Genomic DNA, 11,730 nt, shown 5'->3' with positions numbered 1-11,730 from the left:
GCCCACAACCGCAGGGTGCACCGATACCCCCAGCCTCCGCGCGCCGCGGGAACCTGGCGGCCGATGCTTTTGCGCGCCCATTTCACCATTTTCACGCATGGCACAACAAAATCATAAATCATCCAGCTCGCCCGACTACCCCTGACAATGGATATTTTCGATCCCGCTGACGTCACGCAAAGGGGGTTGACATCAGCGGATTATAAAATATGTTTAGACACGGAACTTATCTGAAAGTGAACACACGAACACACGAACACACAAGGAGCATCACCATGGCGCTTGAACCCACCCGCGACGACAAGTTCTCCTTCGGGCTCTGGACCATCGGCTGGGAAGCGCAGGACCAGTTCGGCTCCGCGACGCGCCCGCCCCTGGACGTGGTCGAGGCCGTGAACAAGCTCTCCGAGCTCGGCGCCTACGGAATCACGTTCCACGACGACGACCTGTTCCCGTTCGGTTCCTTCCCCACCGCACGCCGCACCCAGGTGAAGCGCCTCAAGGGTGCCCTCGAATCCACAGGCATGGTGGTTCCGATGGTCACCACAAACCTGTTCAGCCACCCCGTCTTCAAGGACGGCGGATTCACCAGCAACGACCGCGACGTCCGCCGGTTTGCCCTGCGCAAGGTGCTGGAAAATATCGACCTTGCTGCCGAGCTGGGTGCCGAAACCTTTGTCATGTGGGGCGGGCGAGAAGGCAGCGAATACGACGCGGCCAAGGATGTCCGCGGCGCGCTCTCGCGCTACCGCGAAGCGGTGAACCTGCTCGCCGGGTACGTCACGGACAGGGGCTACGAGATCCGTTTTGCGATCGAGCCGAAGCCCAACGAACCACGCGGCGACATCCTGCTTCCGACGGTCGGGCACGCCTTGGCCTTCATCGAGACCCTGGACCGCCCCGAGCTGTTCGGGGTCAACCCGGAAACCGGGCACGAGCAAATGGCTGGCCTGAACTTCACCCACGGAATCGCCCAAGCGCTTGACCGCGGCAAGTTGTTCCATATCGACCTCAACGGCCAGCGCGGAGTCAAGTTCGACCAGGACCTCGTCTTTGGCCACGGCGACCTGCAAAACGCGTTCTCCCTGGTGGATCTGCTGGAGAACGGCGGCCCCGGCGGCACCCAGGCCTACACCGGCCCGCGCCATTTCGACTACAAGCCCTCCCGCACCGAGGACTTCGACGGTGTCTGGGATTCCGCGGCCGCCAACATGCGCACCTACCTGCTCCTGAAGGAACGCGCCGCGGCATTCCGGGCCGACCCGGAGGTCCAGGCCGCCCTGGCATATTCCAAGGTCGACGAGATCAACCTGCCCACCCTGAACCCGGGCGAGGGCCACGCCGAGCTGATCGCAGACACGTCGTCGTACGAGGATTTCGACTCCGACGCCTACATGGGCGGCAAGGGCTTCGGTTTCGTGAAGCTGCAGCAGCTGTTCATCGAACATCTGCTCGGTGCCAGGTAGGTAGCCGTGGGGCTTGTGGCCGGGATCGATTCCTCGACCCAAAGTTGCAAGGTCGTGGTGCTGGATTCCGGCAACGGCACCCTGGTCCACTCCGGCAGGGCGGCTCACCCGGACGGGACGGAAATCGACCCGGCCCTGTGGTGGGACGCCCTGCTGGCGGCCGTGGGGGATGCCGGCGGACTGGACGGCGTTTCGGCGATTTCCGTGGCCGGGCAACAGCACGGCATGGTGTTGCTGGACGGCTCCGGAAACGTGTTGCGGCCGGCCCTGCTCTGGAACGACACCCGCTCCGCTCAGGCCGCGAACGACCTTGTCGCCGAGCTCGGCGCCGCCGGCCTCGCGGCCCGCTGCGGTTCCGTGCCCGTTGCCTCGTTCACCATCACCAAGCTCCGCTGGGTCAGGGACAATGAACCGGGCATCGCCCGGCATGTTGCGGCGGTGGCGCTCCCCCACGACTGGCTGACCTGGCGACTGCGCGGCTACGGCCCCGCCGGCCGCAGCCCGTTGGGCCCGGATCTGGAGGAGCTCACCACCGACCGCTCCGATGCCAGCGGCACGGGGTACTGGTCGCCGCTGCTCGAGGACTACGACGCGGAACTGTTCACCCATGCATTCGGCCGTGATGCGCGCGAGGCTTCGCCCGGGCGCTTGGCTCGGGGCGACGGGCACGTCATCCTGCCCCGGGTCGTGGGCCCGGCGGAAACCGCGGGCACCGTCCACCCTGTCCTCGCCGGCGGCATCAACGGCATCCGGATCGGCGCGGGAGCCGGCGACAACGCCGCCGGAGCGCTGGGCTTGGGTGCCGTGCCCGGCGACCTGGTGGTGTCGCTCGGAACCAGCGGCACCGTCTACGCCGTGACCGGATCACCGGGTACCGACCAGACGGGAACGGTTGCCGGCTTCGCCGACGCCTCGGGCGCCTACATGCCCATCGCCGTGACGCTGAATGCCGCACGCGTGCTCGGAACCACCGCGTCCCTGCTGGGGATCGATCTGGAGCGTTTTTCCGAACTCGCGCTGTCCGCGGAGCCCGGCAGCGGCGGCGTCGTGCTGGTGCCCTACTTCGAGGGCGAGCGGACGCCGAACCTGCCCGACGCGACCGCAAGCTTCCGCGGCCTCTCGCTGGCCTCGACCACCCGGGAAAACGTTGCCCGGGCCGCCGTCGAAGGCATGCTGTGCTCACTTGCCGCCGGACTCGACGCGATCCTCCGCCAAGGGGTGTCGGCAAATCGGCTACTGCTCATTGGCGGCGCAGCCCAGAGCCCGGCGGTGCAGGAGGTCGCGGCGCAGGTCTTCGACATTCCGGTCCATGTCCCGGCACCCGGTGAATACGTTGCCCGGGGCGCAGCGGCGCAGGCAGCCTGGGCACAGGCCGGCACCCGGCCAGAATGGCAGCATCCCGGCTTGGCCGCACCCGAGCCCGACCATCGCCCGGCCATCCGAACGCAGTACGACACCGCGGCCGCAGGCATTCGGCACTGAATTCTGGACGAACAACGCATGGTCACACATGGACCATGAGACTCGCCGGCGGCGCACTCCGCGGCCGCCCGTGCGAACCTGCCCGGTCACTCGCACACCCGTCTCGCGGGCGCCGCCAGCTACGATTAAGGTGGCAAAGAACCTGCCACGAGTTCGCCCGGCTTCGATACCCACGCATGAAAGCGCAATCATGAACCCTTCACGCATGAACGTAGAGTCCTTCAACCTTGACCACCGCACGGTTTCCGCACCGTATGTGCGCGTGGCCGACCGCAAGGAACTCCCGCACGGAGACGTTATTACCAAATATGACGTGCGGTTCACCCAGCCAAATGTTGCCCACCTGGAGATGAAGGCGATCCACTCCCTGGAGCACCTCTTCGCCGAAAAGTCGCGCAACCACTCGTCCTCCGTCATCGACTTCTCCCCGATGGGCTGCCAGACCGGCTACTACCTCATCCTGCAGGGCGAACCCGACGTCGCCGCCGTCGTGGACCTGATCGAGGCCACCCTGACCGACGTGCTGGAGGCCACCGAGGTCCCCGCTGCCAACGAGGTCCAGTGCGGATGGGGAGAGAACCACTCCCTCGAAGACGCCAAGGAAGCGGCCCGGGCGTTCCTGGCGCAGCGTGCCGTCTGGGAGCAGGTTTCCGCATGAGCGCGGTAGAGGTCATCATCATCGCGGCCATGGAGGAGGAAATCACCCCGTTCCTCCAGCGCGCCACGTCCGTCGGCGAGCCGGTTCGGGTCGGCAACGCGATCCACCGCAGCGGCCTCCTCAACGGCCTGAACGCGATCTTCGTCCAGGGCGGCATCGGCCTGGTCAATGCCGCCGGTGCGGCCACGGCCGCGCTGCTGCGCGCGAAAAGGGAAAACACGGACGCACCGGCACCCCTGGTCATCAGCGCCGGCAGCGCGGGCGGGCTCGGCGATTCCGTGCGGGTCGGCGACGTCGTCATCGGCAGCGTGAACATCAACGCGGACGCGGACGCGCGCGCCTTCGGCTACGAACTCGGACAGGTTCCAGGCATGCCGGCTTCCTACCCGGCGCCGCAGTCCCTGGTGGAGGTCAGCGAGATCGGGGCGCCCGGATTCGGCATCGTCGCCACTGTGCACCACGGACTCATCGTGTCCAGCTACTCCTTCGTCGGCAACGAACGCGCCGAAATCATCAAGGGCCAGTTCGACCAGGTCCTGGCGACGGACATGGAATCCTCGGCCATCGCACAGACCTGCCGATCATTCAACGCACCGTTCATTGCCATCCGCGGCATCTCGGACCTCTGCGGTCCGGCCTCCGATGCGGACTTCCTGACCCATGTCGACGACGCCGCCGAGCGCTCGGCCGAGATCGCCACGGCGGTCATCGGGGCGTGGGTTGCCGCCGGGGCGCCGCGACCCGAGTTAGAGCCGGCGTTCGCATAACCCGGGCGCAACAAATCCCGCAGTTGAACGCGTGTGGCCCTCCGGCAGATGCCTGAGGGCCACACGCGTTCACTCGTACTTGGAGTTTCGGTAGTAATGGCGTGAAATGGCGCGCCACGCGGTGCAGGGTTTCGCCGCCGGTGGGTAGTCCTTAACACAGGCCGGTGGAGTTCGTGAGCGGTTTTTTACCTTGATGATGCCGACCGGGAGCTGATGGCCAAGCGGCGCGAAGCACATAGTCGGCTTGGGTTTGCCGTGCCGCTTGGGACGATCCGCTTCCTGGTGTGTTGCTTGCGGATCCGCTTGATGTTCCGTGGCGTATTGTCGATTTTCCTTCGGCCCGGGTCGGCGTCGCGGACCCCTCGATCGTGAAGAAATACATGCGGCGGCGACCGACGGTTCACGAGCACGCCCGGGAGAGCCGCTCTGTATACGGCTACCGCGACCTGGTCGGGCCTGTCCGTGAAAACCTGTCGCATACGTCTACTCGGGGGCGTGGACGCACGGGGAGGGTCCGACTGAGCCCTTCGACCTTGCGACGGCGTGGCTTCGCCGGGAGCGTGTGCTTCTTCCCGGGGTGACGACGCCCGTGCGGGTGGTTCAGTCAGCGCACGAGGCGGCGCAGTCCGGAGCGAACGGCGCCGTGGCGGCAGGTGAGTGCCGGAGTGGCGGTCATGACACGGGCCCTTCCAGGGCGCCGTTGGACGTGACGGGGGCACGGGCCTCGTCGGCCGGGTTGCCACCCCACACGGATCCCCGGGTGAGTGTCGCCCCCTTCATCACGAAGGAGCCGGCGGCGACGACGGCACCGTCTTCTATGGTCACGCCGTAGTGGACAAGGGAACCGACGCCGAGCGTGACGTCGTCGCCCAGGACGTTGACGTCGGACTTGAACATCCCGTCCTCCTGGGAATGGGACTGAATGTCGGAGCCGACGTTCAGCGTGCAGCGGGAGCCGATCGTCACCATGCTCCGCTCGTGCAACGCACAGCCGTCGTCGAAGACCCGGCTACCGATCCGTACGCCCAGCAGGCGCCAGACCAGCGGCTTGAACGGCGTCCCGTTGAAGAGGGCGTAGTAGCGGCTCTCGGCCATCAGCTTCCAGTACCGCTCGTGCCACCAGAAGTAGGGGTTGTAGATGGAGCAAAGCTGGGGCCGGAGCTGCCGGAACCCCGTCACGGCGTGCTCGATGCCGACGCCGACCAGCAATCCGACTAGGAGCATCACGGCAAACGAAGCGCTGAGGGCAAGGAAACCGAATTGCTCGGACATTTCAAGGCCTATGAACAGGGCCAGCATGGCCAGCGACGCGTTGAGACACCGTGCCAGCATCAAGAGGGCCATGGTGCGCAGATTGTGCCTGTTCTTGGCCGCCAGGTCGCGGCGGAATTGGGCACGGCCCACATGCTCATCGGGAAGCGCGTCCCGAAGGACCGAGCGGGGGATCTCGAACGCCGGCGATCCAAGCAGGCCCACGTCGTGGCGCACGGGCCCGTCGATGGGGACCGCAACCATGGTCGCGAGCAGGCAGTTGTCCCCGGTCCTGGCCCCGGCCGGGTACAAAACGGCGTTGCCCAGGAAATTGTGCGCCCCGATGGCCGCCCGGCTGACCTTGAACGACGTCGCCGAGTAGTCGGCATTCATGAACGACACCCCGTCGGCGATCATCGTGCCGGTGCCGATGGTCGACAGGAACGGGTTGCCGTGCTTGAACGCCAAGCCTAGATTCGAGCCGGTCTGCTGGACCTTCGGCTGGCGGTACCCGATGGCCCGCACGTAGTTCACGACGTACGAGCTGTCGCCGAACACCTTCCCAAGCATGGGATTGTTGGTCAACCGCGCCATCGTCCGCGCGGCCGCGTCCCGCATCCCGAATAGCGGATACACCGTGTCGGGCTTCACGACGATTTGGAGCACCCGCGGCAGGGTAATGATGACGGCCAACGCCAGGACCGTTCCACCGAGGACGCCCAGGTCGGCGAAGGCGGCGGCGTCGGCGTAGATGACCCAGTTCGTGAACGCGAACGGCTGCCCCTCCAGAAGCGCCGCCACGGGTGGGAATGCCAGAACGAAAAGCATGACCACCAGGCCCAGCATGGTGCGACCCAGACTAAGCGTTGCAAGGAGCTGGAACACGGCGAAAATTCCCCGGCGCCACGGCCGGTAGGGCGTCGACTCGACCGTGCTGAAGTCCACATCCGTGCACCTGCCCGGCGAGCCGTGCCACCGCTCGCCGTCGGGCACGGCCTGACCGGTATACAGAGTGGACCGGTGGCCCAATTGCGAGCCGTCTCCCATCGTCGTGTTGATGTCAAGGACGCTGCCCTCGCCGACGAGCACGTTCCGGCCCAGCGTCACCGCACCCAGTTGGATGACGCCGCCATGGGCGCGGTAACCGTTGGCGACCACGTCCTTGCGGATCACCGTCCCCTCCCCAATCGTGAGCAGGTCGGTGCAGATCGGCAGCCGATTGGTCAGGATCGTCACGTTGCGGCCCACCTTGGCGCCCATGGCGCGAAGGTAGAAGGTCGTCAGCGGGGAACCGGTCATCAGTGAGAGGGGCGAGGTTCGCATCAGGGTCTTGACCAGCCAGAACCGGAAGTAGGCCAGGCTCCAGATGCGGATCTCCCGGGGCCGGAAGCGCCCGACGAATATCCACTTGGCGGCCACCGGCAGGATGCACATGAGCACGAACACCACCGCGGCGTAGACGATTGACCGCAGGTAGATCACCCAGAAGCTCGTCCCGTAGCTCGGCCAGTAGTAGTGGCCCGGCCTCGCCTCCGGGAACAGCCAGTGATACCCCACGACCACGGTCAAGCCGGCGAGCAAGCAGTAGCCGATGTAGACGAGCACCTGCAGGGCGCCACAGGTGACGTACTCCCAGGTCCGCGCGTCCATGGGCCGCGGCGTCTCCGGCATTGACGCCAGGACTGGTGAGAGCACCTGTGGCTGGTCATGCTGCGAGGGGCCATTCAGGGCCGCGGCCAGGGCGGCGATCGTCGGGCTGCCGTAGATGTCCTTCATGGACACCACCGGCAGGTCCGGCTGCTTGCGCACCCTTGCGCAGAACTTGGCCATCACCAGCGAGTCCGCACCCAGCTCCTGGAAGAAATCAGCGTCCACCGCGACCTGCTCGATGCCGAGCACGCCGGCCAGCACCTCCGCCAACCGGCACTGCACCTGAGCCGTCGCTTCTTCCGCCGGCGCCAGGGCCGCGGCCAGTGCCGCGATCGTCCGGTGCTGGTAGATGTCTTTCATGGATACCGCCGGTAGGTCCGGCTGCTTGCGCACCCTTGCGCAGAACTTGGCCATCACCAGCGAGTCCGCACCCAGGTCCTCGAAAAAGTCGCTGTCCGCCGCGACATGGTCAAGGCCCAGCACGCCGGCCAGCACCTCCGCCAGCCCGCCCTGCACCTGCACTTGAGCCGTCGCTTCTTCCGCCGGTGCCAGGGCCGCGGCCAAGGCCGCGATTGACGGGTGCTGGTAGATGTCCTTGATGGACACCGCCGGCAGGTCCGGCTGCTTGCGCGCCCTTGCGCAGAACTTGGCCATCACCAGCGAGTCCGCGCCCAGGTCCTGGAAAAAGTCGTTGTCCACCGGGACGTGCTCAAGGCCCAGCACGCCGGCCAGCACCTCCGCCAGCCGGCGCTCCAGGGAAACGCCCGCACCCGTGGCCCGCGGTGTTGGAGAGTCGTTCCCGGCCGGAGCCGCGGGACCCGGTGACGTTGGCGCCGTGTCGACAGACCTGTTCACTGTGCGACCCTCCTAAGTGAGGAAGTTGCCACGGAATCAGTCATCGGAGCGGCTGCCGGAAGTTGTGGCCCCGGCACCGGGCCGGACTGCGGGCCGGGACCTGCCGTGGAGCCCGCGCCGGCGATCGTTTCAGCCCCGAAGTTGTCGAGCACCCAGCCGGGCTGGTAGATGGAATCCAGGTATGGGCGGCCCCGGTCGAGCGAGATGTCCACCGCGGTTTCGTCGTGGTCGGAGAGCCACGGCATGGCGCCGTGGACCACGGTCCCGGCGGGCTCGCCGAGCAGCTGCACGGTCGTCGGATTGCAGCGCGGATCGACCACGCACACAAAGCGGTATCCCTTGCTGGCCGCGATCATGCCGAGCGCGACACCGAGGTTGCCCGACGAGGACTCCACGAGCGTGGAGCCGGGCCCGATCAGCCCCTCCCGCTCGGCGCGCTCGACCATTTCCCGCGCGGGCTCGAGCTTGACCGAACCGGCAAAGTTGAACCCCTCGACATTCAGGTAGAGGCGGCGGCCCAGCACCCCTTCCAGATCGACGAATAGACGCTGCTCGTTGAACAGGTGCGGATCCTTGATTATCGTCATGATCTCCCTCGTTCTCCTGCCATGAGCTTGGCCAGGGTCGCCAGGGAATGGTGGGTTGGATCAGTGAACATTGCTTTTCCCCAGGACCCCCATCTAGGTTTTTCCCCCAAAAAACCCCATGAAGCTGCAAGCTTGCGATGCCCTTACAGTGACCCCCGCTTTGCCTCATGTCAAGATGACGCGTTGTCTCAGAGTTGTCGGTTCCAAGCGACTTCGCGTCCGAGCTGGCCAGCTTCAGTAGATAGTTGAACATGGCGTGTCGATGCAAGGGCAATCGCAGGATCTTTCGTATCTGCTGGCGTGAATCCGGCTTTCTGCCAGAACTGGCCAGACCTGCGGATAAACAGACATGCCTGATTGGCGCCAACCACTGTTCCCCTGCAGATCAGGCCCCGTCTACACCGTCATTGCAGACCACCGCGCCGCCAGCGGCCCGACCTCAACCTGACGGCGTGAGCGTAGCGTTCATTTTCCCGCCGCTACTACCAAGACACTTACTTGCGGGATATCGGGGAACCCGCCCCTACGGAACGCGCGCCGTCCATTCCTCGGTGGTGAACTTCGTTTCGGCGAGCTCCTTGGCGGCTGCCAGCGTCTCCTCGTCGAGCGTGCCGGGCACCGCCGCATACTTGGCCGCAAAGGTCCGGCGCATCACCTCTATGAGTTCCATGCGGCCCATGTCGGCCTGGCGCTTGAGCGGATCCACGCGCTTGGCCGCCGAGGCGATGCCCTTGTCGGAGATTTTCTCGCGGCCGATGCGCAGCACGCTCATCATCTTTTCCGCGTCGATGTCGTAGCTCATGGTCACGTGGTGCAGCACGACGCCGCCGGCCAGGCGCTTCTGCGCCGCCCCGCCGATCTTGCCCGCGTCCGTGGCGATGTCGTTGAGGGGCTTGTAGTGGGCCTCGACGCCGATCGATGCCAGCGCCTCCATGACCCAGACGTCGAGGAACGGGTAGGAATCGGCGAAGCTCATCCCGTCGACCAGCGAGCCGGGCAGGTAGAGCGAGTAGGTGATGCAGTTCCCGGCCTCCATGAACATGGCCCCGCCGCCGCTGATCCTGCGGACCACCTGGATGCCGTGCGCCGCGGCGGCCTCGGCGTCGACCTCGTTGCGCAGCGACTGGAAGGAACCGATGACGACGCCCGAGTCGTCCCAGTCCCAGAACCGCAGGGTCGGCCCGCGGGTGCCGGCAGCTACCTGCCGGGCGATGATCTCGTCGAGGGCGACGTTCTGCGCGATCGGCAGCACCGAGGGCGCGATGACCTCCCACTTGTGGTCGACCCAGGCGGTGGCGTGGCCCAGGGCGCGGCGGACCACGCGTGCCACGGCGTCGGCATCGAATCCGAACATCACGGCGTCGCTCCGCAGGCCGTTGGCCACCGCGTCGCGGACCACCGAGTGTTCCACGGTGTCCGGCAACCCGATGAGGGCAGCGTTCAGGTCTTCCAGGGCCTCGTCGGGCTCTAGGAAGAAGTCCCCGTTGACGGAGGCGGCGGTGATGACCCCGTCCTGGACCCGCAGGTCTGCGACGACCAACTTGCCGCCGACAACCTTGTATTCACCGTGATGCGTGTAGCCAAAATCCATGGTTTCCATCCTATGTCCACGGGGCACGGTTCCCCGCTTCGCATCCGGCGCCCGCGGCCTACGGTCCGGAAGGCCCGGCCGCCCCCGGCTTCACTGGTCCCGGTTGATCCTTCTGATCGGATTCCTTGCGCAGCACCGCATTCTTGACCCTCGTGGAAATCGCGGTGACGGCGGCCTCCAGCGGTCCGCGGCCCACGAGGTTGCGCCAGAGGACGCCAAAGAGCAGCGCGGCTACGATCTGGAGCCCGAAGGACGCGAAGGGGCGCTCGCCCAAGAGTCCAGCGGCCAGGAACAGCAGATGCCCGGAGTACAGCGTCAGCGTCATGCTGCCGGCAGGGGCCAGCACGTCGATGACCTGGTGCAGGGACTTGCTGGCCAGGATCAGGAGGCCGAGGACGACCATGCCGGTTCCGATGGTGTGCAGCAGTTCCAGCGGCATTTGGGAGTATGGGGAGGCCGCCACCAGCCAGGCCCAAGAGTCCACTTTCACCGGAGGGTCGTCGCCCGCCGCCAGCAGATCGGCGGACTCGCCCGGTGTCAGGTGCAGGACGCCGACCATGAGCATCCCCGATATCGCCCAGGCCGCCGCGGCAAGACAGGCGCCACCCGCGGCCAGCCAGGCCGCAATTTTCCGTGAGCTCAAGTCCAGCTTGCCGATGGCCAAGCCGGCGCACATGTAGGCCATCCAGGGCACAGCCGGGTAGAAGCCGGTGAAAAGCAGTTGTCCGGCGCTCACAAGCGGGTCGGTGAACAACATGCCGAAGGTGAGGTTGTTGTCCTCCTCCGGGGCGGGTATCACCCCGCGCAAGGCCTGCAGCAGGATCGGGCCGCCAATGGCGAAGACCACCGACAGGATCGCCAGCATCCGCGATGTCAATCCGAGCAGCGGCACGGCCAGCAGGAACATGACGCCGTAGTAGACCAGGATGATCTCCGCCGAGGGCTCCGCGTAGGCCAGCGCCATTCCGATGACCATGATCACCACGGCGCGGGCGGCGACCCCGGCCATGGCCGCCTTCAGCGGACGCCCGCGCAAGGGTCGCGATCCGCCGGAGCTGAAGGCCAGCGAGACCCCGGCCAGCAGGGCGAACAGCGCGGATGCCCGGCCTGCAAAGAGAACCCACGTCAGGGAGGCGTCTCCCCCGGTACTCTCCTCCGGCAGTACGTGGACGCCTATCATGCCGATCAAGGCCAGGCAACGTGCCGCGTCAACGGCGGTGACGCGCTTCTTGGCAGCGGGCTTCACCGGCTTTTCAGCGGTCTCGGGTACGGGGGCATTTGCGGCGTCGAACATGGTGGGCCTCTTCGATCCTCCGCCGGCGCGGGAACGACTGCGGAAGGGAACTGGACCCGGTGCCGGAGTTGCTCCCGCCATCGTACTGCCGGGCGGGGCCCGCGGCAACGCTTTGCGCCGGCTCACGGC

Annotated in this window: 8 protein-coding genes and 1 pseudogene; 5 read left to right on the top strand and 4 right to left on the bottom strand. The window is 66.4% G+C overall.

Annotated features, from left to right (window positions below; genetic code table 11):
* Positions 1 to 275 precede the first annotated feature (275 nt).
* The 5 genes and pseudogenes from xylA to ACFY5D_RS01185 form a co-directional block, all read left to right on the top strand.
* A complete protein-coding gene (gene xylA, locus ACFY5D_RS01205) occupies positions 276 to 1,466 on the top strand; it encodes a xylose isomerase (RefSeq protein WP_387523882.1) in 1,191 nt (396 codons plus the stop codon).
* A 6-nt stretch (positions 1,467 to 1,472) separates the two neighbouring features.
* Entirely contained in the window at positions 1,473 to 2,948 is a 1,476-nt protein-coding gene (gene xylB / locus ACFY5D_RS01200) for a xylulokinase (RefSeq protein WP_387523879.1), read from the top strand.
* 205 nt (positions 2,949 to 3,153) lie between these two features.
* Positions 3,154 to 3,606 (top strand): S-ribosylhomocysteine lyase, encoded by a 453-nt coding sequence (locus ACFY5D_RS01195; protein ID WP_387523876.1) that lies wholly within the window; start codon positions 3,154 to 3,156, stop codon positions 3,604 to 3,606.
* A complete protein-coding gene (gene mtnN / locus ACFY5D_RS01190) occupies positions 3,603 to 4,373 on the top strand; it encodes a 5'-methylthioadenosine/S-adenosylhomocysteine nucleosidase (RefSeq protein ID WP_387523873.1) in 771 nt (256 codons plus the stop codon). The genes ACFY5D_RS01195 and mtnN overlap by 4 nt, the downstream gene beginning before the upstream one ends.
* A gap of 183 nt (positions 4,374 to 4,556) precedes the next feature.
* Positions 4,557 to 5,022: pseudogene (locus tag ACFY5D_RS01185) on the top strand (DUF4158 domain-containing protein); the annotation flags it as partial.
* A 23-nt stretch (positions 5,023 to 5,045) separates the two neighbouring features.
* Here ACFY5D_RS01185 and ACFY5D_RS01180 read toward each other — a convergent pair.
* The 4 genes from ACFY5D_RS01180 to ACFY5D_RS01165 all read right to left on the bottom strand — a co-directional run bounded on the left by ACFY5D_RS01180 (position 5,046) and on the right by ACFY5D_RS01165 (position 11,601).
* The gene (locus ACFY5D_RS01180) at positions 5,046 to 8,129 is read right to left on the bottom strand and encodes a Pls/PosA family non-ribosomal peptide synthetase (protein ID WP_387523870.1); all 3,084 of its coding nucleotides are present in this window, start codon (positions 8,127 to 8,129) and stop codon (positions 5,046 to 5,048) included.
* Entirely contained in the window at positions 8,126 to 8,716 is a 591-nt protein-coding gene (locus tag ACFY5D_RS01175) for a pyridoxal-phosphate dependent enzyme (protein WP_387523868.1), read from the bottom strand. The genes ACFY5D_RS01180 and ACFY5D_RS01175 overlap by 4 nt, the downstream gene beginning before the upstream one ends.
* Positions 8,717 to 9,239: 523 nt before the next feature.
* A complete protein-coding gene (locus ACFY5D_RS01170) occupies positions 9,240 to 10,307 on the bottom strand; it encodes a lipoate--protein ligase family protein (RefSeq protein ID WP_387523865.1) in 1,068 nt (355 codons plus the stop codon).
* 58 nt (positions 10,308 to 10,365) lie between these two features.
* Complete coding sequence (locus ACFY5D_RS01165; protein WP_387523862.1) at positions 10,366 to 11,601, bottom strand: heparan-alpha-glucosaminide N-acetyltransferase domain-containing protein; 1,236 nt, start codon at positions 11,599 to 11,601, stop codon at positions 10,366 to 10,368.
* Positions 11,602 to 11,730: the final 129 nt, after the last annotated feature.

This window comes from Paeniglutamicibacter sp. NPDC012692, assembly GCF_042901625.1.
Lineage (GTDB): Bacteria > Actinomycetota > Actinomycetes > Actinomycetales > Micrococcaceae > Paeniglutamicibacter.
The sequence above is the reverse complement of the archived record's forward strand: the minus strand, read 5'-3'. Positions and strand labels throughout refer to the sequence as shown.

What these genes read in the sequence shown, in the direction of transcription:
- ACFY5D_RS01175 (WP_387523868.1), bottom strand. Translation starts at nt 8,716, where the DNA reads ATGACGATAATCAAGGATCCGCACCTGTTCAACGAGCAGCGTCTATTC.
- ACFY5D_RS01165 (WP_387523862.1), bottom strand. Translation starts at nt 11,601, where the DNA reads ATGTTCGACGCCGCAAATGCCCCCGTACCCGAGACCGCTGAAAAGCCG.
- ACFY5D_RS01195 (WP_387523876.1), top strand. Translation starts at nt 3,154, where the DNA reads ATGAACGTAGAGTCCTTCAACCTTGACCACCGCACGGTTTCCGCACCG.
- xylA (WP_387523882.1), top strand. Translation starts at nt 276, where the DNA reads ATGGCGCTTGAACCCACCCGCGACGACAAGTTCTCCTTCGGGCTCTGG.
- ACFY5D_RS01170 (WP_387523865.1), bottom strand. Translation starts at nt 10,307, where the DNA reads ATGGATTTTGGCTACACGCATCACGGTGAATACAAGGTTGTCGGCGGC.
- mtnN (WP_387523873.1), top strand. Translation starts at nt 3,603, where the DNA reads ATGAGCGCGGTAGAGGTCATCATCATCGCGGCCATGGAGGAGGAAATC.